General features: G+C 33.8%; 26 protein-coding genes. 15 read left to right on the top strand and 11 right to left on the bottom strand.

Annotated features, from left to right (window positions below; translation table 11 throughout):
- Positions 1–62: 62 nt before the first annotated feature.
- The 3 genes from IEV15_RS03790 (at position 63) to IEV15_RS03780 (ending at position 2,392) form a co-directional block, all read left to right on the top strand.
- The gene (locus IEV15_RS03790) at positions 63–395 is read left to right on the top strand and encodes a T9SS type A sorting domain-containing protein (RefSeq protein WP_188361175.1); all 333 of its coding nucleotides are present in this window, start codon (positions 63–65) and stop codon (positions 393–395) included.
- Positions 396–492: 97 nt separating this feature from the next.
- Positions 493–1,344: a T9SS type A sorting domain-containing protein gene (locus IEV15_RS03785; protein WP_188361174.1), complete on the top strand. Its 852-nt coding sequence runs from the start codon at positions 493–495 to the stop codon at positions 1,342–1,344.
- 67 nt (positions 1,345–1,411) lie between these two features.
- Positions 1,412–2,392: a LuxE/PaaK family acyltransferase gene (locus IEV15_RS03780; RefSeq protein WP_188361346.1), complete on the top strand. Its 981-nt coding sequence runs from the start codon at positions 1,412–1,414 to the stop codon at positions 2,390–2,392.
- A gap of 33 nt (positions 2,393–2,425) precedes the next feature.
- Here IEV15_RS03780 and tyrS read toward each other — a convergent pair whose 3' ends face one another.
- Complete coding sequence (tyrS, locus tag IEV15_RS03775; protein WP_188361173.1) at positions 2,426–3,733, bottom strand: tyrosine--tRNA ligase; 1,308 nt, start codon at positions 3,731–3,733, stop codon at positions 2,426–2,428.
- Positions 3,734–3,872: 139 nt separating this feature from the next.
- Here tyrS and IEV15_RS03770 point away from each other — a divergent pair, with 139 nt between their 5' ends.
- On the top strand, positions 3,873–4,886 hold the full coding sequence (locus tag IEV15_RS03770; RefSeq protein ID WP_188361172.1) for an NAD-dependent epimerase/dehydratase family protein: 1,014 nt from the start codon (positions 3,873–3,875) through the stop codon (positions 4,884–4,886).
- Here the strand turns inward: IEV15_RS03770 and IEV15_RS03765 are convergent.
- The 3 genes from IEV15_RS03765 to IEV15_RS03755 are packed head-to-tail and all read right to left on the bottom strand — an operon-like array spanning position 4,864 to position 7,390.
- Positions 4,864–5,295, bottom strand: a complete 432-nt coding sequence (locus tag IEV15_RS03765) for a DUF4296 domain-containing protein (RefSeq protein WP_188361171.1) — start codon at positions 5,293–5,295, stop codon at positions 4,864–4,866. The genes IEV15_RS03770 and IEV15_RS03765 overlap by 23 nt on opposite strands.
- A gap of 19 nt (positions 5,296–5,314) precedes the next feature.
- The gene (locus IEV15_RS03760; RefSeq protein WP_188361170.1) at positions 5,315–6,655 is read right to left on the bottom strand and encodes a dihydroorotase; all 1,341 of its coding nucleotides are present in this window, start codon (positions 6,653–6,655) and stop codon (positions 5,315–5,317) included.
- Positions 6,656–6,664: 9 nt separating this feature from the next.
- Positions 6,665–7,390, bottom strand: a complete 726-nt coding sequence (locus IEV15_RS03755; RefSeq protein ID WP_188361169.1) for a polyprenol monophosphomannose synthase — start codon at positions 7,388–7,390, stop codon at positions 6,665–6,667.
- Positions 7,391–7,501: 111 nt separating this feature from the next.
- Between IEV15_RS03755 and IEV15_RS03750 the strand changes: the two genes are divergently transcribed.
- Together IEV15_RS03750 and IEV15_RS03745 are read left to right on the top strand one after the other, a co-directional pair.
- Positions 7,502–8,167, top strand: a complete 666-nt coding sequence (locus tag IEV15_RS03750) for a DUF4271 domain-containing protein (protein ID WP_188361168.1) — start codon at positions 7,502–7,504, stop codon at positions 8,165–8,167.
- A gap of 20 nt (positions 8,168–8,187) precedes the next feature.
- Positions 8,188–8,937, top strand: a complete 750-nt coding sequence (locus tag IEV15_RS03745) for a uroporphyrinogen-III synthase (RefSeq protein WP_188361167.1) — start codon at positions 8,188–8,190, stop codon at positions 8,935–8,937.
- 74 nt (positions 8,938–9,011) lie between these two features.
- On the opposite strand, the gene pckA is transcribed toward IEV15_RS03745, so the two are convergent.
- Positions 9,012–10,637, bottom strand: a complete 1,626-nt coding sequence (pckA, locus tag IEV15_RS03740; protein WP_188361166.1) for a phosphoenolpyruvate carboxykinase (ATP) — start codon at positions 10,635–10,637, stop codon at positions 9,012–9,014.
- 83 nt (positions 10,638–10,720) lie between these two features.
- Complete coding sequence (locus tag IEV15_RS03735; RefSeq protein WP_188361165.1) at positions 10,721–11,104, bottom strand: DUF423 domain-containing protein; 384 nt, start codon at positions 11,102–11,104, stop codon at positions 10,721–10,723.
- A gap of 115 nt (positions 11,105–11,219) precedes the next feature.
- On the opposite strand from IEV15_RS03735, the gene IEV15_RS03730 reads away from it, so the two are divergent.
- The gene (locus IEV15_RS03730) at positions 11,220–12,590 is read left to right on the top strand and encodes a saccharopine dehydrogenase family protein (RefSeq protein WP_188361164.1); all 1,371 of its coding nucleotides are present in this window, start codon (positions 11,220–11,222) and stop codon (positions 12,588–12,590) included.
- Between the two features lie 3 nt (positions 12,591–12,593).
- On the opposite strand, the gene IEV15_RS03725 is transcribed toward IEV15_RS03730, so the two are convergent.
- Positions 12,594–13,196 carry a tRNA (guanine-N1)-methyltransferase gene (locus IEV15_RS03725; RefSeq protein ID WP_188361163.1) on the bottom strand — a complete coding sequence of 201 codons (603 nt, stop codon included), beginning with the start codon at positions 13,194–13,196 and terminating at the stop codon, positions 12,594–12,596.
- 181 nt (positions 13,197–13,377) lie between these two features.
- Here IEV15_RS03725 and IEV15_RS03720 point away from each other — a divergent pair, with 181 nt between their 5' ends.
- Positions 13,378–13,848, top strand: coding sequence for an Lrp/AsnC family transcriptional regulator (locus IEV15_RS03720; protein ID WP_188361162.1), 471 nt, complete (start codon positions 13,378–13,380; stop codon positions 13,846–13,848).
- Positions 13,849–14,035: 187 nt separating this feature from the next.
- Here IEV15_RS03720 and IEV15_RS03715 read toward each other — a convergent pair whose 3' ends face one another.
- From IEV15_RS03715 to IEV15_RS03705, 3 genes are all read right to left on the bottom strand, one after another.
- On the bottom strand, positions 14,036–14,707 hold the full coding sequence (locus tag IEV15_RS03715) for a zinc metallopeptidase (protein ID WP_188361161.1): 672 nt from the start codon (positions 14,705–14,707) through the stop codon (positions 14,036–14,038).
- 92 nt (positions 14,708–14,799) lie between these two features.
- Positions 14,800–15,477 carry a hypothetical protein gene (locus IEV15_RS03710; protein ID WP_188361160.1) on the bottom strand — a complete coding sequence of 226 codons (678 nt, stop codon included), beginning with the start codon at positions 15,475–15,477 and terminating at the stop codon, positions 14,800–14,802.
- A 138-nt stretch (positions 15,478–15,615) separates the two neighbouring features.
- Positions 15,616–18,639, bottom strand: coding sequence for a leucine--tRNA ligase (locus IEV15_RS03705; RefSeq protein ID WP_188361159.1), 3,024 nt, complete (start codon positions 18,637–18,639; stop codon positions 15,616–15,618).
- A gap of 159 nt (positions 18,640–18,798) precedes the next feature.
- Here IEV15_RS03705 and IEV15_RS03700 point away from each other — a divergent pair, with 159 nt between their 5' ends.
- Genes IEV15_RS03700 through IEV15_RS03670 form a run of 7 tightly spaced genes read left to right on the top strand, consistent with a single transcriptional unit; the run spans position 18,799 to position 22,608 of the window.
- Complete coding sequence (locus tag IEV15_RS03700; RefSeq protein ID WP_188361158.1) at positions 18,799–19,674, top strand: cell division protein FtsX; 876 nt, start codon at positions 18,799–18,801, stop codon at positions 19,672–19,674.
- Between the two features lie 15 nt (positions 19,675–19,689).
- Positions 19,690–19,932: a DUF3098 domain-containing protein gene (locus tag IEV15_RS03695; protein WP_188361157.1), complete on the top strand. Its 243-nt coding sequence runs from the start codon at positions 19,690–19,692 to the stop codon at positions 19,930–19,932.
- Between the two features lie 45 nt (positions 19,933–19,977).
- Positions 19,978–20,772 (top strand): undecaprenyl-diphosphatase UppP, encoded by a 795-nt coding sequence (gene uppP, locus IEV15_RS03690; RefSeq protein WP_188361156.1) that lies wholly within the window; start codon positions 19,978–19,980, stop codon positions 20,770–20,772.
- Between the two features lie 3 nt (positions 20,773–20,775).
- A complete protein-coding gene (gene truB, locus IEV15_RS03685) occupies positions 20,776–21,471 on the top strand; it encodes a tRNA pseudouridine(55) synthase TruB (RefSeq protein WP_188361155.1) in 696 nt (231 codons plus the stop codon).
- 44 nt (positions 21,472–21,515) lie between these two features.
- Positions 21,516–21,683, top strand: coding sequence for a hypothetical protein (locus tag IEV15_RS03680; protein WP_188361154.1), 168 nt, complete (start codon positions 21,516–21,518; stop codon positions 21,681–21,683).
- Positions 21,656–21,988, top strand: coding sequence for a type II toxin-antitoxin system RelE/ParE family toxin (locus IEV15_RS03675; RefSeq protein WP_188361153.1), 333 nt, complete (start codon positions 21,656–21,658; stop codon positions 21,986–21,988). The genes IEV15_RS03680 and IEV15_RS03675 overlap by 28 nt, the downstream gene beginning before the upstream one ends.
- Positions 21,985–22,608 (top strand): YiiX/YebB-like N1pC/P60 family cysteine hydrolase, encoded by a 624-nt coding sequence (locus IEV15_RS03670; protein ID WP_188361152.1) that lies wholly within the window; start codon positions 21,985–21,987, stop codon positions 22,606–22,608. The genes IEV15_RS03675 and IEV15_RS03670 overlap by 4 nt, the downstream gene beginning before the upstream one ends.
- Here IEV15_RS03670 and IEV15_RS03665 read toward each other — a convergent pair.
- Positions 22,600–23,214 (bottom strand): thioredoxin family protein, encoded by a 615-nt coding sequence (locus tag IEV15_RS03665; protein ID WP_188361151.1) that lies wholly within the window; start codon positions 23,212–23,214, stop codon positions 22,600–22,602. The two genes, IEV15_RS03670 and IEV15_RS03665, sit on opposite strands and share 9 nt — an antisense overlap.
- Between the last annotated feature and the right edge of the window lie 90 nt (positions 23,215–23,304).

Raw genomic sequence — 23,304 nt, 5'->3', positions numbered from 1 at the left:
AACTATTTTTTTGGTACAGTATTTGAAATATTTTTATACCTTTACAAATCCAATTTAATGAAATGGTAAAAAATTACGCTTATTCTTTTATTTTGTTGTTCTTGATTACTTTTTCCGGTAATGCACAAGATAGTAAACAGCAACCTAAAACTCAAGATACTACTATTGAGGGGCTTAACTTTTACCCAAACCCGGTGAGTAACGGAAAGATTTATATTACGTCAAAATTAGCGTTAACTAAAGAAGTTACGATTTATGATGTTTTAGGTAAAATAGTGTTACAAGCCAACCTCTCTTCTAAAGAGATGAATGTGTCAAGTTTATCTCCAGGGGTTTATATGATTAAAATTAAAGAAGGGGAAGCTACCGCAACACGAAAGCTAATCGTTAAATAATACTTTCTGTGTTAATTAATGTTAGTTTTACATTGAAAATTTTATTTTTATCAAAATACTAAGTATCTTTGTTACAAACTTTAAATATTCATTTAATATGAAAAAACTTTACTTTTTAATAGCAGCAATGCTAATTTCAAACGCATCAATTGGACAGATTGTTATCAGTCAAGCTTATGGTGGAGGTGGAAATGCTGGTTCTACTTACACACATGATTTTGTTGAATTATTAAACACTGGAACAACTAGTGCAAGTTTAAACGGGATGTCTATTCAATATGGTTCAGCTACAGGTTCAACTTGGCAAGTTACAGTTTTACCTGATGTAACGTTACTTCCAGGTCAATATTACTTAATTCAACAAGCTCAGGGAGCTGGCGGAACAGTTGCTCTACCTACTCCGGATTTAATTCCAGCTACTGCAATTGCAATGGCAGGAGCTAACTTTAAAATTCTGTTGGCTAATACTGTTGATGCTCAGACTGGAACTTGTCCTACTGGGACACAAATTTTAGATTTCGTAGGTTTTGGAACAGCAAATTGTTTTGAAGGAACTGTTGGACCTGCTCTATCAAATACCACTGCTGGTATTAGAGCTAATGGTGGATGTACTGACACAAACAACAACGCAGATGATTTTGTAGCTGGCGAACCAACTCCAAGAAATACTGCTTCTCCAATTAATAATTGTGCAACTGCTAGCGTAAACGATAACGCTATTGCAGGTTTGAAAATTTATCCAAATCCAATTGCAGGAAATACACTTTATGTAAGCTCTGATTTGTTTGGTGAAAAAACAGTTGCTGTTTATGATGTTTTAGGAAAAAGAATCCTTTCGTCTAAAGTAGTAAACGATGCTGTAAACATTGGTACTTTAAACAAAGGTGTTTATATTGTAAAAGTTACTCAAGAAGGAAAAACAGCTACTCGTAAATTAGTAGTTCAATAATCCAACTCTTTATATTTTGAAAGCATCAACGAAAGTTGGTGCTTTTTTTATTGCTATTTTTGCAACTATGAATCCCTATCCCGACCTATTTTCAATCAGTAGTCAAAAAGAATTTGAGAAAATTGCACTCAAAGTTTTTCGTCATCAATATGACAACAACAAGGTGTATCAAGATTTTTGTTCCTTTTTGAAAAAAGATAAAACGACTGTAAAATCGATAGAAGAAATTCCTTTTATACCCATTCAGTTTTTTAAAAGTCATGAAATTCTGAGTTCGCAAAATCCTACCCAAGAAACATTCACCAGTAGCGGAACAACAGGAACAACCACAAGTAAACACTTGGTAACTGATGTAAATTTATACGAACAAAGTTTTAGAAAAGCGTTTTCACAATTTTACGGGAACATCGAAGACTATGTTGTTTTAGCCTTGCTTCCTTCCTATTTAGAACGTGATGGTTCGTCGTTAATTTATATGGTCAATGACTTGATAGCAGGTTCTAATCATCCTGAAAGCGGATTTTATTTGAATAATTATGATGCATTACTTCATAAACTAATTGAATTGGATTCTTCCGGTCAGAATGTCCTTTTAATTGGTGTGACGTATGCTTTGTTGGATTTGGTTGAAAAGCAGTCCTTTCAATTGAAAAACACCATTGTCATGGAAACCGGTGGCATGAAAGGCAAACGAAAAGAAATGATTCGTGAAGAGTTGCATTCCATTTTATGCAACGGTTTTGGCGTTCCCACTATACATTCAGAATACGGTATGACCGAATTGTTATCGCAAGCCTATTCGTTAGGAAATGGTGTTTTTGAATGTCCGCCTTGGATGTCTATTCTGATTCGTGACACCGAAGACGCTTTAACGTATGTTGATTATGGAAAAACCGGCGGCATCAATGTCATCGATTTGGCCAATATTAATTCCTGTTCCTTTATTGCTACACAAGATTTGGGGAAAAAAAATCCCAACCATTCGTTTGAAGTGTTGGGACGTTTTGATAGTAGTGATATTCGAGGGTGTAATTTGATGGTTATTTAACCGTTGCGGGTTTGAAAGTTACGAGTTACGGGTTTAAACTGCTCTCAAAATAAAATAGGTTTTCTTTCCGCGTTGCAATAAAACGAATTCATTGTTGATTAAATCGTTGGTTGAAAGCGAGAATTCTTCTGTTACTTTTTCACGGTTCACCGAAATCGAATTTTCTTTTAATGCTCTTCTTGCTTCACTATTCGACGATAAAAACCCTGATTTTCCGGCTAACGCGTCTACAATGGTAATTCCGTTTTCTAAATCTGTTTTTGAAATTTCAGCTTGTGTAATTCCGTCAAAAACATCTAAAAACGTTTGCGAATCCAATTGTTTTACATCTTCCGAAGTTGAATTTCCAAATAAAATATTTGATGCTTTTACTGCTTTTTCATATTCTTCTTTTGAATGCACAAAAACTGTAATTTCTTCAGCTAATTTCTTTTGTAACAAACGCAAATGAGGCTCTTGTCTGTGTTTTTCAATCAAATCCTCTATCGTTGCTTTATCTAAAAAGGTAAATATTTTAATATACTTTTCAGCATCTTCATCTGATGAATTAAACCAAAATTGGTAGAATTTATAAGGCGACGTTTTATCAGCTGTTAACCAAACATTTCCACCTTCCGATTTTCCAAATTTAGAACCATCCGCTTTGGTGATTAATGGAGTGGTTAAGGCAAAAGCTTTTGCTCCTTCGTCTTCGGTGTTTACGTTTAATCTACGAACTAATTCTGTTCCTGTAGTGATATTTCCCCATTGATCGGAACCGCCCATTTGTAGTAAACAGTTGTAATGTTTGTGTAAATGATAAAAATCGTAACCTTGAATCAATTGGTAGGTGAATTCCGTGAACGACATTCCTTCACCATCACCTGAAAAACGTTTCTTCACAGAATCTTTCGACATCATATAATTCACTGTGATTCGTTTACCCACATCACGAGCAAAATCGATAAATGAAAAATCTTTCATCCAATCATAATTATTCACCATAATTGGTGCATTGGAATCCGTTGCATTGAAATCTAAAAAACGAGATAAAACACTTTTAATTCCTTCTACATTTTTATTTAAAGTAGCTTCATCCAACAAGTTTCTTTCATCTGATTTTCCGGAAGGATCACCAATCATTCCTGTAGCTCCACCAACTAATGCAATTGGTTTGTGCCCAAAGTTTTTAAGGTGCACCAACAAGATGATTTGTACCATGCTTCCAATGTGCAATGAGTCGGCAGTTGGGTCAAATCCGATATAGGCTGTCGTAGCTTCTTTTAGCAACTGCTCTTCAGTTCCCGGCATCATGTCGTGAAACAATCCTCTCCAACGTAATTCTTCTACTAAATTTTTCATGTGTGGATTTTATTGATTTTTAAAGATCCGATGTAATCAGTTATTATATTGGCGATTTCATCAAAAAAATAATTTTGGCAAAGATAGTTTTAATTCGATAATTTGAAAATGTAGTACAGAAACATTTATCTTTGTTTTTATGAATTTAGTTACAGGCGGAACCGGCTTAGTTGGTGCACATTTATTACTTCATTTACTTCAAAAGGGTGAAAAAGTTCGGGCTTTGTATCGCAACGAAAAGAGTATTCAAAAAACAATCGCTTTTTTTAAAGAATCAGGCAGTTTAGAAAGGTTTGATGAAATAGATTGGATTCAAGGTGACATAACAAACATTCCTTCGTTAGAGGTTGCTTTCAAAGACATAAAATATGTATATCATTGTGCAGCTCTAATTTCCTTCAATAGTAAAGATGAAGAATTACTTAGAAAAACAAACATTGAAGGCACTTCAAATATGGTTAATTGTGCTTTGCATTTTGGCGTTGAAAAGTTTTGCCATGTGAGTTCTATTGCGGCTTTAGGTGACCCAATAAATAGCAGTTATGAAATTGATGAAAACTGCGAATGGAATCCGGAAAAACACCATAGCGATTATTCTATTTCAAAATATGGTGCAGAAATGGAAGTTTTCAGAGCCCAACAAGAAGGATTAAAGACCGTAATTGTAAATCCGGGGGTGATTCTAGGAAGTGGTTTTTGGGAGGTTGGTAGTGGCAAAATTTTTGAATCTGTTGCAAAAGGAAATCCATTTTATACCGATGGCACTTCCGGTTTTATTGCTGTAGAAGATGTTGTCGCAATTCTATTTTCGCTCATGAAAAGTGAAATTCAAAATGAAAGGTTTTCATTGGTATCAGAAAACATAGCTTATAAAACGCTTTTGGAATGGATTGCTGAAGCAATGAATAAAAACAGCCCAACTATAAAAGTAGGATCCATTGTGACACAAATTGCGTGGCGATTTTCTTCGTTATTGGCTTTGTTTGGAATAAAAAAATTCGGGATAACAAAAAATTTAGCTATTTCGCTCCATAATAAATCCATCTACTCTAACAAGAAAATTAACGAAGCTCTATCGCATGATTTTATTCCAATAAAAGCGTATTGCAAATCATTAGCTTCAAAATATACTATTTTCTATCGAGTTTCTTGAGCACTTTCTTTTTGATGTTCAGAATTGAATCTTTAGACATAGGTTGTAGCGTAGTAGTTTTACTTTCTTTTTTCATTAAAGTGTCAGCTTCCGATTTGTTCTGTTCAATTCTACTCAATACTTTTTCATAAATTTTTGCATATTCCTTTACATCGGAAGCATAATATTTGTTGTTTTGAACAAATTGCAAACTATCAATTTTATATTTTTTATAAATGTAAGTATACGGATCTATACTTTTATCTTCTAAAAAAGAAGGATTGTTGTTTTTAATAGCTTCTAAAATAGTCAAATCATAAATCATGTCAACCATTTGTTCTTCAGAAAACAGTTTCTCAGGTTTTTCTACTTCGCTTTTGCAGCTCCATAAAAACAAAACACAGGCTACAATTGACACAATTTTTTTCATAGTAATTTGATTTTAACTGTTATCTGTTGAACAACAATCTTTTTCCGGCCAATATTGTATCGTTTACTTTCCCTTTTTCATAAACCAATTCACCATTCACAAAAGTATGGCTTACTTGTGATTTAAAAGTAGTTCCTTCAAAAGGAGACCAGCCGCATTTGTACAAAACGGATTCTTTGGTAACCTGCTGAGGATTTGAAGGATTAACTAAAACCAAATCGGCAAAATAACCTTCTTTTATAAAACCTCGTTTATCAATATTGAAAATTCTTGCCGGATTGTGACACATCTTTTCTACAATTTTCTCAATTGAAATTTTTCCTTGATGATAAAACTCAAACATCGCTACAACGGCATGTTGCACTAACGGTCCGCCGGAAGGTGCTTCTAAATAACTTTTGCTTTTTTCTTCAAAAGTATGAGGTGCATGATCGGTTGCAATCACATCAATTCTATCATCCAATAAGGCTTCCCATAAAGCAGTTCTGTCTTCCTCTGTTTTTACGGCCGGATTCCATTTGATGAAATTACCTTTGGTTTCATAATCTGCATCGGTAAACCACAAATGGTGTATGCAAACTTCGGCTGTAATGCGTTTTTGTTCTAACGGGATTTTATTGGTGAAAAGTTCCATTTCTTTGGCGGTTGACAAATGGAAAACATGAAGTCGTGCTCCCGTTTTTTTGGCCAACTCAATTGCTTTTGATGATGACAAATAACAAGCTTCTGCACTTCGAATCAAATGATGAGCCGTTACCGGAATTGCATCTCCATAACGCTCTTTATAGTTTGCTAAATTATTTTTTATAGTAGTTTCATCTTCACAGTGCACTGCAATCAGCAATTCGGTGCTTGAGAAAATAGACTCAATAATTTTTGGATTGTCCACCAACATATTTCCTGTTGAGGAACCTAAAAACAATTTTATGCCGGCAACATTTTTGGGATTGGTTTTCAAGACTTCTTCCAAATTATCGTTGGTTCCACCCATCATAAAAGAGTAATTAGCATGAGAAGTTTGGGATGCAATCACATATTTCTCTTCTAATAATTCTTGAGTTACGGCATTGGGAACAGTGTTCGGTTGTTCGATAAAAGAAGTTATACCACCGGCTACAGCCGCTCTACTTTCAGTAAAAATAGTTGCTTTGTGCGTCAACCCGGGTTCTCTAAAATGAACTTGATCATCTATGGCTCCGGGAATTAAATAATGTCCTTCCGCATCAATACTATTTGCATCATGAGGTGCACTTATATTTTTGGCAATTTGTGAAATGATTTCACCTTCAATCAAAACATCACCTTCAAAAATTTTACCTTCTGAAACTATCTTAGCATTTTTTATAAGTGTAGTTGCCATTTTTAATTTTTATAAACGATTAAACAGTTTTCGAATTCGTAAAGAAATCACACCAAAAACAGCTTCTTTTATAATTGCATTACTCATTTTTGAAACCCCTTTTGTTCGATCTGTAAAAATAATTGGAATCTCAACAATTTTAAATCCTCTAGAAAAAGCTCTGTATTTCATTTCAATTTGAAAAGCATACCCCACAAACTTAATTTTATTGAGTTTTAAAGTTTCCAAGACTTTTCTATTGTAACAGATAAAACCGGCAGTAGCATCATGAATTTTCATTCCGGTTATAATTTTCACATAAATAGAGGCAAAATAGGAAAGCAAAACTCTGCTTAACGGCCAATTCACGACATTAACCCCTTTCACATATCGAGAACCAATAACCATGTCAGCTTGACCGGATGAACACGCTTCATGAAGCCTTTCTAAGTCGATTGGATTATGCGAAAAATCGGCATCCATTTCAAAAATATAGTCGTAATTGTGCTTTAAAGCCCATTTAAAACCATGAACATAGGCGGTGCCTAAACCGGCTTTTTTCATTCGAACTTCCAAAAACAATTTTTCAGGAAATTCACTTTGAAGTTGCTTTACTTTTTCATGTGTTTTGTCCGGAGAATTGTCGTCTACAATTAAAACATGAAACTGCTTTTTCAAAGAAAAAACAGCACGAATAATGTTTTCAACGTTTTCTATTTCATTAAACGTTGGAATAATAACTAACCCATGATTCATAAGCACCTATAATACGGAACAAAAATAGCTTTTTTATGGCAGTATTTTCATAAATTTTTTATAATTAAAAGAGGTGTTTATAGCCACAAAATTTATATACCTTTGCACTTTATGATGGAACTTTTATATAATTTTAGAGAAACCGTTTCTAAAGATTGGGCAACTATTTTGTTTGTCTTGTGTTTGGTTCTAATCACTATTATAAAAACTTTTTTTGAAACTCGTTTCAACGAATTCATACGCTTATTTATTAATGATAAATATTTGAAAATTTACAAAGACAGTACTAATCTATTAAACTGGTTTACTGTTTCTTTATTTATAATTCAACTGGTTTCCTTTACTTTTTTTACTCAAATTGTATTGAGTTATTTTGGTATCGTTGAAAAAACAGATGGTATTAAGTTCATACAACTATTTACTTTGTTTAGTGTTTTCATCTTATCGAAATATTTAATCGAAAAAATCATTGCAACATCTTTCTCTATTGAAGAATTTTCAGAGAATTTCAACCTTTATAAATTGAATTACAGAGCCCTAATTGGCCTATTAGTGCTTCCAATTGCAGCAATATTGTTTTATAATGAAATTTCTTCTACTATTTTTATATACATCTTGATATTTATAGTATTGACAATCAATATCATAACTTACATCAAAACACTTAAAGCTTATCAATCCTTATTAATTAGCAAAATATTTTATTTTATTTTATATCTTTGTGCCCTTGAAATAGCCCCTTATTATTTCATTTATTACTGGTTTACTAGAAGCTGAAGCATTACAAAATGTCAACTATGAAAGTGAAAACAATTTTGGTGTCACAACCAGAACCAAAAGTAGAAAATTCACCTTACTTTGAGCTTATTCAAAAGCATAAAGTGAAAATTGATTTTAGACCATTTATACACGTTGAGGGGGTTCCTGTAAAGGAAATTCGTGCTCAAAAAATCGACCTAAATAATTTTTCAGCTATTATCTTAACAAGCAAAAATGCTGTAGATCATTTTTTTAGAGTGGCTGAAGAAATGCGGTATAAAGTTCCTGAAGATTTAAAATATTTTTGTCAGTCGGAAGCCGTTGCTTTTTATCTACAGAAATATGTTATCTACAGAAAAAGAAAAATTTATGTCGGTCAAAAAGACTTCGTTGATTTATCGCCATTAATAAAAAAATACAAAGAAGAAAAGTTTTTGTTGCCGGCTTCTGATCAATTGAACTTTGATGTCCCTCAAACTTTAGATGGTTTGAAAGTAAATTGGACACAAGGTATTTTTTATAGAACCGTAATGAGTGATTTAACTGATTTGGCTGATGTATATTATGATGTATTAGCATTTTTCAGTCCAACAGGAATAAAGTCATTATTTAAAAACTTTCCTGACTTTCAACAAAACAATACTAGAATAGCCGTTTTTGGAAGCACCACTCAAAAAGAAGCTTTAGAACACGGTTTGCGAGTGGATATTATGGCTCCATCTCCTGAAGCTCCGTCCATGACAATGGCATTGGAAAAATATATTGCAAAGACAAACAAGGATAAATAATCCTGACACAGATACAATTAAAAAGAGTCCCACAAAATTGCGGGACTCTTTTCGTTTGGTTAGTTAGTGTAAAATTATAATTGAGGTCCGGACTTCACTAAGTTTTGTCCTTCTTCATTGTCTGTATATTGTACAAAGTTTTTAATAAACAATCCGGCTAAATTTGTAGCTTTTTCATTCCAATCGGATGCATTTTCATACGTATCTCTCGGATCTAAAATAGCCGAATTCACATCATGCAAAGCAGTTGGTACTTCAAAATTAAATACCGGAATTAGTTTCGTTTCCGCTTTTTCGATGGAACCATCCAAAATAGCGTCGATAATAGCTCTAGTGTCTTTAATTGAAATACGTTTTCCTGTTCCGTTCCAACCGGTGTTTACCATGTAGGCAGTTGCCTTATGTTCTTCCATTTTTTTAACCAATTCTTGGCCGTATTTGGTTGGATGTAATGATAAAAACGCTTTTCCAAAACAAGCTGAAAAAGTAGGTTGTGGTTCGGTTACACCTCTTTCAGTTCCGGCTAACTTTGCTGTAAATCCGGAAAGGAAATAATATTTTGTTTGTTCCGGTGTCAATTTAGAAACCGGAGGCATCACTCCAAAAGCATCGGCCGTTAGGAAAATAACTTTAGTAGCATGACCCGCTTTTGAAACCGGTTTTACAATATTATCAATATGATAAATCGGATAAGAAACACGCGTGTTTTGTGTCACTGATCCGTCTGTGAAATCTATTTTACCATTTGAATCAACCGTTACATTTTCTAATAAAGCATCTTTTTTGATTGCTCCAAAAATATCCGGTTCGTTAACCGCACTTAAATCAATGGTTTTGGCATAACATCCGCCTTCAAAATTAAAGACCCCATCATTATCCCAACCGTGTTCGTCATCTCCAATTAATTCTCTTTTTGGATCTGTTGACAACGTTGTTTTGCCGGTTCCGGATAATCCGAAAAACACCGCAACATCACCATCTTTTCCTTTATTTGCAGAACAATGCATTGAGGCAATTCCTTGAAGTGGCAAATAATAATTCATCATTGAGAATAAACCTTTTTTCATTTCTCCACCATACCAAGTTCCGCCTATTAACTGAATTTTCTCAGTAAGGTTAAAAGCAATATAAACTTCAGAATTTAAATTGTGCTCTTCGTAAGCTTTGAAAGACGTTTTTGAAGCATTCATTACAATAAAATCAGGTTCGCCAAAGTTGTCTAATTCTTCTTCTGTTGGTCGGATGAACATGTTTTTTACAAAATGTGCTTGCCAAGCCACTTCCATGATAAATCTAACTTTCAATCGGGTATCTTCATTTGCTCCACAAAAAGCATCGATTACATATAGTTTTTTTGATGACAGTTGGTTAACCGTTGTTTCTTTTAAAGCATTCCAAGTAGTTGTTGAAATTGGCTTGTTGTCATTTACTGCTTTATCAGATGACCACCAAATTGTATCACGGGTCACTTCATCTTCTACAATATATTTATCTTTTGGAGAACGACCGGTAAAATCACCTGTCATTACATTTACTGCTCCAAGCTCTGTTAGTTGTCCTCTTTCAAATCCAACTAATGACGATTTTAACTCTTCATCATACAGAAATTCATACGAAGGATTGTATATAATTTCTTGAACATTTTTGATTCCATACTTCTCTAACGAAATCGTTTTCGTAAATTGAGCGTAATTATCCATAAAATTTAATTTGTGTTGTGTAATTAATTGACTGCAAAAGTAAAAAATTAAATCCTTACGTTGCTTTTTTTAATTTAAAATTATTATTTTTTGCTAAAAACAGCTACAAATAACTTTCCCCAAGCTAGAATTAAAAGCAAACCTCCTATTGGAGTGATGGGTCCTAAATATGAAAAATCAATAGCCGTAGCATTATTTGTGGCCAATAAATAAATGGAACCTGAAAAGAACAAAACGCCCGGTAGAACCAAATAAAAAATTACTTTTTTTGCCGATTCCGAAACCAAAGTATTTGATGCTAAGAACAGTAAAAACAAGGCATGATACATTTGATATTTCACGCCCGTTTCAAAAGTAATTAATTCGTCGGCTGTTAGTATTTTCTTTAAACCATGAGCTCCAAATGCTCCTAAAATTATTGCTGATAATCCTAAGACGGATGCGGCCAGTACAAGTTTTTTATTCATGTTTTGAATTTATAGTCAAATTTAAAAAACCTTTTTACGCAAACGTTATAATTAACATCTTAAATTTTGTTTGAATTATAACAAATGCCTACTTTCGTGTGATATTAATTATGGCATGAAAAAAATTCTAATTATTGGTGCTGGACGATCGGCATCCTCTCTTATAAAGTACTTATTAAACAAATCTGAAGAAGAAGCTATTCAAATTACTATTGCCGATTTATCTCTTGAATTAGCAGAAAAGAAAGTTCAAAATCATAAAAATGCAAGAGCAATAGCTTTAGATATATTTGCTGTATCCGACCGTCAAAAAGAAATTGAAAAGGCCGACATTGTTATTTCAATGCTTCCGGCTCATCTTCATGTTGATATCGCCAAAGATTGCATTACCTTCAAAAAAAACATGGTAACTGCATCCTATATTAGTAAAGAAATGCAGGAATTGGATGCTTTGGCAAAAGAAAACGGTTTGCTTTTTATGAATGAAATTGGTCTTGACCCGGGAATTGACCACATGAGTGCCATGAAAATAATTGATGAAATTAGAGCCAAAGGCGGAAAAATGATTCAATTTGAATCGTTTTGTGGCGGATTAGTTGCTCCCGAAAGTGATACAAACCTGTGGCATTATAAATTTTCATGGAACCCAAGAAATGTAGTTTTGGCAGGTCAAGGTGGTGTTTCAAAATTTATTCAGGAAGGAAAATACAAATACATACCTTATAATAAATTATTCCGTAGAACTGAATTTATGGAAGTGGAAGGTTACGGCCGTTTTGAAGGTTATGCTAACCGTGACTCCTTAAAATACAGAAACATTTATGGTTTGGATGCCATTCAAACCATGTATCGCGGAACATTGCGAAGAGTGGGCTATTCAAAAGCTTGGGACATGTTAGTTCAACTAGGCATGACCGACGACACCTATACCATGGAAAATTCTGAGAACATGAGTTATCGCGATTTTACTAATTCTTTTTTGGCCTACCATCCCACGGATTCGGTAGAATTAAAATTACGTCATTATCTAAAAATTGATCAAGATGACGTAATATGGGACAAATTGGTGGAATTGGATTTGTTTAATGCTACTAAAAAATCAGGTTTAAAAAATGCTTCTCCGGCACAATATCTAGAACACATCTTAGCTGAAAAATGGGCTTTGCAACCAAACGATAAAGACATGATTGTGATGTATCACAAATTTGGTTATGAATTAAACGGCGAGAAGAAACAAATTGACAGCACCATGGTTTGTATTGGCGAAGACCAAACCTATACCGCTATGGCAAAAACCGTGGGACTACCCGTTGCAATTGCCACTCTTCAAATTCTGAAAGGAAACATTAAAACTACAGGCGTTCAACTTCCTATTCAAAAAGAAGTTTATGAACCCATTTTAAAAGAATTGGAAACTTTTGGTGTTATTTTTAATGATAAAGAAGTGCCTTACATGGGTTACAATCCCAACAATGTTGGAAGTTAAACCTTATTTGGAAGCTTTGTGTTTGTTGATTTCATCTTGAAGTTGACGCCCCAATTTTTGTTCTTTTTCCAGAGCTTTTTGTTTGTAATCTTCAAAATCGGATTCTATTTTGTCACTAGCTTCTTTGGCTTCTTTGGCTGTGGCTTTTGCATTTCTCATTTGAAAAAACAGTAGAAACAAAAATAAAAATAATGCGGCTACAATTCCCCACATGATAAGATTGTAGTTTGTTTTGCTGACAGGAGCACCTAAAAATAAAATATTGTTTTGAGCCGATTGTAGTTTTTCTAACTCCACTTTTGTTGTAGCAAGTGTGTCTTTTAAAATTTTCACTTCGTTATCATGTGAAGCTACTTGTTCTTTTATAGCAACCAATTCCTTTTTGAATCGGTTGGAAGAATCAATACTGTTTTTCTTTAGCAACAACAAAAAATCCTTTTTTACTACTTTATATTCCTGAAAATTATTCGACTTCTGTAAAACATATTCAAATTGTTGATCTAAAGAACCATTCATAGTTGCAGGTGAACCGGAATCGGTTTGTTCTTGTGAATAAACGGTTGTGAAAAGAAAAATAAACAGTAGAAGATATGAGTTGCGTTTCATTAGAGTTGGTTTGGTTCTAAAAAATTATAAAAACAAATTTAATTTTTTCTACATTAGAAACCTAATAACGTAAAATAAAGTTGAAAAGTACAATTAAAAGCAATAATTAAATTGTAACTAAAATTAAATGAAAAACTAATTTTTAAAACTTTTTAAATACTTTTGATTAAAATTTACAACCATGAAAATCAATTCACTTCAAATTGAAATAGACGGAATAGACAAAGAAATTCTTCGTAATTTGATGGAGGATGCCCGAAAACCCATTTTACAAATTGCCAACAAAATCGGAATTTCCGGAGCAGCTATTCATCAACGGTTAAAAAAACTGGAAGAAGCCGGTGTCATTTCCGGTTCAAAATTCATCATTAATAATAAAGTTTTAGGCTATAAAACTATGGCATTTATTGGCGTTTATTTGGATAAAGCTTCCAGCAATTCAGATGCTGTGAGAGAATTAAAAAAAATTCCGGAAGTTTTAGAATGTCATTACACCACCGGAAATTGGAGTATTTTAATTAAAATTATTTGTAGAGACAACGAACATTTGATGCAATTGTTGAACAAAAGAATTCAACCGATTGATGGCGTTTCGAGAACGGAAACGTTTATTTCGCTGGAACAGCAGATTGAGAGACAGATACAACTTTAAAAGTTACGGGTTGCGGGTTTTTTGCCACGAAGTAAAGAAGGCACTAAGTGGAAAACGGGAATAAGTCTCAAAGATTCAGAATGAAAAAAATCCAAACAACTGTTGTGCTAATTTGCTTTCGCTTGTGATGCTCCATAAAAAAACCCGTTACTTTCATAACGGATTTGATTTGTATATTTTCAAAAAATTATCTTCTATTCATGTAGATCATGACATAATAAAGCAAGGTTCCTATTGAGCCAATTGCTGCAACTACATAAGTTCTTGCTGCCCATTTTAATGCATCTTTTGAACCGGCTAACTCTTGTTGATTTACGATTCGTTTGTTTTCTAACCAAGCTAATGCTCTATTGCTGGCATCATATTCAACCGGCAACGTTACAACTGAAAACAAGGTAGTCATGGAGAAAATCACGATACCTACCAAAAGTAACTCAGGAAATGTATTGACCATCAAAATTCCGGCTAACAAAATCCATTGTACAAATCGAGAAGCAACACTTACTACCGGAACCAATTTAGAACGCATGGTTAACCAAGAATAGGCAGTTGCATGTTGCACGGCATGACCAACTTCGTGAGCAGCCACAGCAGCAGCGGCAGCATTTCTTTGGTTATAAACCGCTTCACTCAAATTGACTGTTTTATCCGCAGGATTATAATGATCGGTTAATCTTCCCGGTGTTGAAATCACACGTACATTTCTAATGCCGTGATCGGCCAACATTTTCTCGGCAATTTCAGCTCCACTCATTCCATTTTGCAAATGCAGTTTGGAATATTTGTCAAATTTACTTTGCAATCTATTACTAACTAACCAGCTAGCTCCCATGATTGCTACCATCAATATTATAAACATAATTATTTTTTTAAGAGTTTAAAATTACAATAAATATAGCAAATTTTAAACCAATTAATACAGCCTTAACAAATATGCTATTTTGTCAGTTTTTAAAAGAAAACAACGCCCACCATTAATCGGTTTTGTCCATTCTCTTTAACCGTATTGGAAACATTCGCAAAATCAGATTTCCATTTGCCGTTTGTAAAAGCAAACTCGTAACCAACATTCATACGAATGCTCAATTTTTCTTTTCTTTTTAAATTGAATGCTACAGAAGGTCCGGCATAAAAAACATTGTTATACAAACTAACATGTCCCGAATTATTTTCAGGATTCAAATCATTCAAATTGATTGTGTTGTCTCTTGAATACAAATTTAAATCGTTGCGAGAATACGCCAAATTAATACCTCCTGAAAATAAAAACTTAGATTCATTGACAAAATTATAATGCCCACGTAAACGTGTTGAAAAACTTGTCAATTTATTTTGTGAGGAACTGTTTTTGTTTTTTGAATACGACGAAGCAAATTCTGTATCAAACGAAAACTTTTCAGACAACACATTAAATCCAACTAAAAATTCCGGCATTGCTTCGCGAATTTCGGGCATGCTGGAAGCTCTAATTTTTTCGTTAATTGAAAAATCATTGTAAAAAACTCCACCTACACCTATGTATAAATCAAATTTAACCATTTTTGGACCATCAGAAGTGTTGGTTATTTCTTCTTGACCAAATGAAAACTGGAATACAAATAAGGCTGCAATCAAATAAATTTTTCTCATGAGTTTAATTTTTAATTATTTCAAAAATATATAAGATTTTTATTCTGAAACTAAAATTTATGATTTTATTATAATTTATAAAAAAACACGGATTCACAAATGAATTTGCAAACCCGTGACTAAAACTTTTTTATGAAATTACCCTACTAAGTTGATGATTTTTCCGGGAACGATAATTACTTTATTCGGTGTTCTTCCTTGCAATTGAGTTTGTGTTCGTTCGTCTGTCATGACGATTTCTTCAATTTGAGCAGCGGTTAGATCTAACGGTAATTTGATGGTAAATCGCATTTTTCCATTAAAAGAAACCGGATATTCTTTTTCGGATTCAACTAAATATTTCTCCTCAAAAACAGGAAAAGCAACCGTTGAAACCGAACCTTTGTGACCCAATTGACTCCATAATTCTTCGGCAATATGCGGAGCATACGGTGAAACTAAAATAGCTAACGGTTCTAAAATTTTTCGGTGATTGCATTTTAACTGAGCCAATTCATTCACACAAATCATAAACTGTGAAACCGAAGTATTGAACGAGAAATTCTCGATGTCTTCTGTTACTTTTTTGATGGTTTTGTGTAATGATTTGTACATTTCAGCAGTTGGTTCGTCGTTAGTGACAATCAAACCATTATCGTCAAAATACAAACGCCATAATTTTTTCAAGAAACCGGAAACACCGGTAATTCCGGCCGTATTCCAAGGTTTGGCTTGCTCTAACGGACCAAGAAACATTTCGTATAAACGTAAGGTGTCGGCTCCGTATTGATTGCAAATATCATCAGGATTAACGACGTTGTATTTGGATTTGGACATTTTTTCGACTTCGCGACCGACGATTATTTTATCAGTTTCAATCCCATTTTCATCAATAAATATAGCATTATTGAATTCTGGCATCCAATTTTGTAGTTGATTCAAACTTATTTCGTCTGACGAATTTACTAAGTTAACATCTACATGATAAGGAATTGTTTTAAAATTGGTAAACTGAGTAAATTTTGATTCTTTTTCTTTTAGATTAGAATTTGCTAGTTCAATTTGTTGGTTTAAGATTTTCATAATTTTTGACCACAAATCTGTATCATAAGTTTCGTTTTCAAACTGATCAGCTAATTTTTTACTAACAAAAATATTAGATGTAAAACTTCTACTTACAACATCTTCGAAATTTCCAGTTGCCTTTTTTCCCATCATAGGAATTGTATAAAATCTATAAACAAACGCACTCATCCCCAAAATCATCCCCTGATTAATCAATTTTTTAAACGGTTCTTCGGGTGTGATGAATCCGCGGTCTTTTAGAAATTTATTCCAAAAACGGGAGTACAATAAATGTCCGGTGGCGTGTTCGCTACCTCCAATGTATAAATCGACATTTTCCCAATAATTTAAAGCATCTTGGCTGGCAAATTCGTTTTCGTTGTGAGCATCCATATAACGCATCCAATACCACGAAGAACCTGCCCAACCCGGCATTGTGTTCAATTCTAATGGGAAAACAGTTTTGTTATCAATCAACTCGCAACTCGTAACTCGCAACTTTTCAACATCCCAAGCCCAATGCGTAGCATTTCCTAATGGTGGTTGTCCGTCTTCAGTTGGTAAATATTTCTCTACTTCCGGCAAAATGATTGGAAGATGTTTTGCATCAATCATTTGCGGCATTCCATTTACGTAGTAAACAGGAAATGGTTCTCCCCAATACCGTTGACGGGAAAAAACCGCATCACGCAAACGGTAATTTACTTTTGCTTTTCCTCCTTTTATTTTTTCTAATTCTTCAATGGCTTTTTTGGTTCCGGATTTATAATCCAACCCATTTAAGAAATCGGAATTCACTAATTCAAAACCACTTTTCTCTGCAAAAGCCGCTTCGGAAATATCTTGGTTGAAAATGTTTTTAATTTCGGGCATTCCTTCTTTTCCTTTAAAGAAATTAGCGAATGCATAATCACGTTCGTCCCCACAAGGAACGGCCATTACAGCTCCGGTTCCGTATCCTGCCAATACATAATCGCCAATCCAAATTGGAATTGGTTCATTAGTAAAAGGATGTTCAGCATAAGCTCCTGTGAAAACACCTGAAATGGTTTTCACATCAGCCATTCTTTCTCTTTCGGAACGTTTGGCAGTGGCTTCAACATAGGCTTCAACAGCAGCTTTTTGTTCAGGCGTTGTGATTTGTGACACCAATTCATGTTCGGGTGCAAGTGTCATGAAAGTGACTCCGAAGATGGTGTCGGGTCTTGTTGTAAACACCTCAACCTGAAACTTGGAACTTGAAACTTGAAACGTAACAGATGCTCCCACACTCTTCCCAATCCAATTTCGTTGACTTTCTTTAATACTTTCGCTCCAATCAATTGTCTCTAAACCTTGAAGCAATCGTTCTGCATAAGCAGAAATTCGCATGCTCCATTGCGTCATTTTTTTTCGAATTACGGGATGACCTCCACGTTCGGAAACGCCGTTTACAATTTCGTCGTTAGCTAAAACAGTTCCCAAAGCGGGACACCAGTTTACTTCAGTTTCGGCTAAATAGGTTAAGCGATATTGTAATAAAATCTCTTGCTGTTTTTCAGATGAAAAAGCATTCCATTCAGCCGCAGTAAACAATTCAACACCATCATCACATACCAAATCAACGTTGGCATTTCCTTCGGCTTCAAACACTTTTACCAATTCTGAAATCGGAAATGCTTTATCGGCTTGTTTGCAATAATAGGATTCAAATAATTGAATAAAAATCCACTGTGTCCATTTGTAGTAATCCGGATTGGAAGTACGCACTTCTCTGCTCCAATCAAATGAAAATCCGATTTTATCCAATTGTTCTCGATAGCGAGCGATATTTTCTTTAGTTGTTTTTTCAGGATGTTGTCCGGTTTGAATGGCATATTGCTCCGCCGGAAGTCCGAACGAATCATAGCCTTGCGGATGCAACACATTAAAACCTTTGTGACGTTTGTATCGAGCCACAATATCTGAAGCAATATATCCCAGCGGATGACCAACGTGTAAACCGGCACCAGATGGATATGGAAACATATCCAACACATAATATTTTGGTTTTTCAGAATTATTTTGTGCGGCAAATGTTTGGTTTTCTGCCCAATATTTTTGCCATTTGGCTTCGATTTGTTCGTGGAAGTATTTCATTTTATTGAGATGCTGAGAAACTGAGTTTCTGAGTTGCTAAGTTTTTTTTTCTTTTTAAAGGGCAAATTTACGTTTATTGTACTAAAGTCAAAACTTTGAACGTTATAAACTGTGGTTTAACCAATTTCTTTTTTAATTTTACGGCTTAAATTTAGTTTTATGGCATCATCTTACGAAAAGTATCAAAAAAGACGACTTATTTCTTCCTATTTTTCTGTTGTATTAAGTGTGTTTTTAGTACTTTTTTTGTTGGGCGTTTTAGGATTGTTTGTTATTAATTCTAAAAAATTATCCGACGACTTCAAAGAACAAATCCCAATGTCAGTCTATTTTAAAGATGTGGCAAGTGACAGCGTACTTAAAAACTTTGGCAAAAAACTAAAAGAATCCACTTTTGTAAAAACGGACACTTTTGTATCCAAAGAAACCGCCGCTTCAAAACACAAAGATATTATTGGTGAAGATTTTATGCAGTTTTTAGGATTTAACCCTTTACAAAATTCATACGACATCCATTTAAAAGCGGATTATGTTGTTGCAGACAGCATCAAAAAAATCGAGCAAGAATTCAAGCAAAATAAAATGATTTCTGATATTGTTTACGACAAACATTTGGTAGATTTAGTAAACGATAACATCAAAAAAATCACCTTTTGGATTTTAGTAATCACAGGGTTTTTAGCCTTGATTGCTGTTTTGTTAATCAACAGTTCGATGCGATTATCAATTTATTCCAATCGATTCATTATAAAAACTATGCAAATGGTTGGAGCCACTAAATCTTTTATCAGAAAACCATTTATTTGGAGAAGCATCAAACTAGGAATCATCGGGGCAGTGTTAGCTATCATTGCCATAGTTGCCGTTTTATTTTATATTGATTCCAACTTTCCAAAACTAAATATTTTAGAAGACAAGTTTATGATTGGAGCCGTTTTATTGAGTGTATTATTTTTAGGAATTTTAATTTCTTGGTTTAGTACTTTCTTTGCTACGCAAAAATTCTTAAACCTTAGAACAGATGATTTATATTAATTATAACCGAAAAAAATGAGCAGTAAAAACGAACAAAAACAGGAATTTCTGTTTGAAAAAGTAAATTATAAAATTCTTTTGATTGGGATAGCCGTAATTGCCTTAGGATTCATTTTAATGAGCGGTGGTGGTAGTGATGATCCAACTGTTTTCAGTGATGCGATTTTCAATGCCAGAAGAATAAAAATTGCTCCAACGGTTGTTTTAGCCGGTTTTGGAGTAGTAATTTATGCGATATTGAAAAATCCGAAGAAATAATTTTCTATTTATTTCAATAATAACTAATCATTTACTAAATCCATAATGGGTATTTTAGAAGCTATCATTTTAGGTATTATCCAAGGTCTAACTGAATTTTTACCTGTTTCTTCCAGCGGACATTTAGAACTTACTAAAGCGATTTTGGGTGAAGATAAAATGCCTGAAGAAGGATTATTATTTACTGTTATCGTTCACTTCGCTACAGCTTTGAGTACTGTAGTGGTTTTTAGAAAAGATATTGTGGAAATCATCACTGGATTGTTTCAATTTAAATGGAATGAATCTTTTCAATTTTCATTGAAGATTATTCTATCTATGATTCCTGCTGTAATTATAGGATTGTTGTTTGAAAAAGAATTAGAACAACTTTTCGACGGCAATGTGATTTTTGTCGGTTTTATGTTAATCGTTACTGCTTTATTACTTTTTTTTGCAGATAAAGCCCAAAACACTTTAAAGCCTGTTAGTTTTAAAAACGCTTTGTTCATCGGAATTGCTCAAGCGATTGCCATGCTTCCCGGAATTTCTCGTTCGGGAGCAACCATTTCAACTTCTGTTTTATTAGGTGTTGATAAAAGCAAAGCAGCTCGTTTCTCTTTTTTGATGGTGGTCCCGTTGATTTTTGGAAAAATCGCGAAAGACCTTATGAGTGGCGATTTAGTTTATAATGAATCAAGTTTTGGTTATTTATCCGCTGGATTTTTGGCGGCTTTTATCGCAGGTTTATTTGCTTGTAGCTGGATGGTTAAATTGGTTAGAAACAGCAAATTAAAATATTTTTCAATTTATTGTTTAGTTGTGGGTTTACTGGCAATTATCATCGGTTTAACGCTTTAACGAATGACAGCGGAAGAAATTTTAGAAGGACAAGTCATTTTAGTTGATAAACCATTAACTTGGTCGTCTTTTCAAGCGGTTAATAAGTTGAAATACGCTTTGAAACGCGAATTAGGTCTACCTAAAAAATTTAAAATTGGTCACGCCGGAACATTAGATCCTTTAGCCACCGGATTATTGATTATTTGCACAGGAAAATTCACCAAACGAATCACAGAAATTCAAGGTCAACCCAAAGAATATACAGGAACTTTCAAATTGGGAGCAACTACTCCATCGTATGATTTGGAAACTGAAATTGATGAAAAATTTTCTATAAATCATATTGACAAAACATTAATTAATCAAATTTTACCGCAATTTTTAGGTGAAATCGATCAAAAACCACCTGTTTTTTCAGCCATTAAAAAAGACGGAATTCGAATGTATGAACACGCTCGTGCCGGTGTAGAAATGGAAATGGAAAGTAGAAAAACCACCATTCATGAATTTGAAATTACCCGAATTGATTTACCCGAAATTGATTTTAGAGTAGTTTGTAGCAAAGGAACTTATATTCGTTCGTTAGCTCACGACTTTGGAAAAGCTCTTGAGTCCGGTGCTCATTTGACGGTTTTGCGTCGCACAAAAATTGGCGATTATTCGGTTGAAAGTGCAGTTTCGCCGGATGATTTTGAATCAAATTTATTGAAAAAATAAGAAGCATTTATTTTTTTCTTATCTTTACTATTCAATTCATAGCCATGAAAACATCAAAAGATAAATCTAAAAACTTAGCAACTCCAGGCAAACCTATGTCGCAGGATGAATTTGTTTCGCTTATTAAAGAAGCGGAAGAAGGTGAATTTATGACACTTAAAGAATTCAAAGAGCGTTTTGACAAATGGAGAGCAGAGAGAAAGAAGTCGTAAAATCTAATTTTTACTATAAGGATATTCAGGACATTTATGAATATGGAGAAGCTACATTTGGATTGAGATTGGCTGATCTTTTTTTTGAATCAATTTTAAACGATGTTGAAAAACTCGAAACACAATACCTCCTTCATCCCGAATGTCGTCATCTTGAAACCAAAACCAAAATTTACAGAAATATCATTTTAGGTTCTTATTTAATTATCTACCGAATTAGAGCCAATAAAATTGAAGTGTTAAGAGCATTTCACGGAAGTCGTTCACCAAAAATCATTAAACAAGTCAGAAAAATCAAAACATGATTCGTAATTTACTTTCCTCTCTATTTCTTCTTGTTTCCATATTTATTTTTGGCCAATCAACTCAATTAAAAACCGGCGATTTACTTTTTCAAAAGATGAATTGTGGCGATTTATGCGAAGCCATTCACGCTGTAACCGAAGGATATGACGGCAATGATTTTAGTCATTTGGGATTGGTTGTAATTGAAAACGACTCTGTTTTTATCATCGAAGCCGCCGGAAATGCCGTTCGAAAAGTGACGTTGGAACAGTTTTCAAAAAACACACAAACCACTATGTTTATTGGAAGAGTAAAATCGAAATATAAAAAACTAATTCCGCAAGTTATTTCGTTTTCCAACCAGCAAATCGGAATTCCGTATGATGATGATTATTTGTATGATAACGGAAAGTATTATTGTTCGGAATTAATTTATGATGCTTTTTTAAATGCTTATGGTAAACCTTTTTTCGAACTACAACCGATGACGTTCAAACAGCCAAATACAAATGAATTTTTCTCTGCTTGGGTTGATTATTATCAAAAACTAAAAATAGAAATTCCAGAAGGAGAACTTGGTTGTAATCCCGGTGGAATTTCTACTTCTAAAAAAATTAAAATTGTTGGAAAGTTAAACTAGTTGCTTTTCACATTTGTCAACCAAAGCCATAATTTCATTTTGCGTACTCACCCCTTTATCCTGCAAATACCATTTTTGCAAGTTAGTTTTGGCGGTTTCATCCACAATTCCATGTTTAGCTTTATAGTCTAAAATTAGGTTTTTTGCACTTTCCGGTCTTGGTCCCCAATCGCTTAAAACAGTTAATGTTTCCGCATCCAAAATCAATAATTTGGGAATGGCTTTTCCACCATTAGTCAAAAACTGATTCATCAAATCTTCATTCTCGTCACGAAGAACAATTCGCAAATCGATATTTTCAGATAGTTCAGTCATTTTATTAATGATTGGCAACAATTGAGCCGCATCGCCACACCAACCTTCAGAGAGAACCAGCCATATATATTTTGATTGTAAATTAGCTAAACCTGCCCTAACCTCCTCAGTAATTTGAATGGTTTTATCCAAACGATTCATGCGGACTTCATTTAGTTCACTATATTTTGTTAAGTCTTCCGATTGTTCGTTACCAGTTGATTTGCCCTCTTTCAACAATTCGGACACATGCTTGCGGTAATCTGCATAAGACAAGCTATTTTCAATACTATTTTTAAGTAAATTTTTCATGACTTTTTATTTGACAATGCAAAAGTAGTATTAAATTTATTTTTCGCGTGTAACATTAATTACATTCATCAGAAAAATGTATTTTTATAT

The sequence above is a fragment of the Flavobacterium orientale genome (genome assembly GCF_014638005.1).
GTDB lineage: Bacteria > Bacteroidota > Bacteroidia > Flavobacteriales > Flavobacteriaceae > Flavobacterium > Flavobacterium orientale.
Note: the sequence above shows the minus strand (reverse complement) of the source record. Positions and strands in the feature narration are given on the sequence as shown.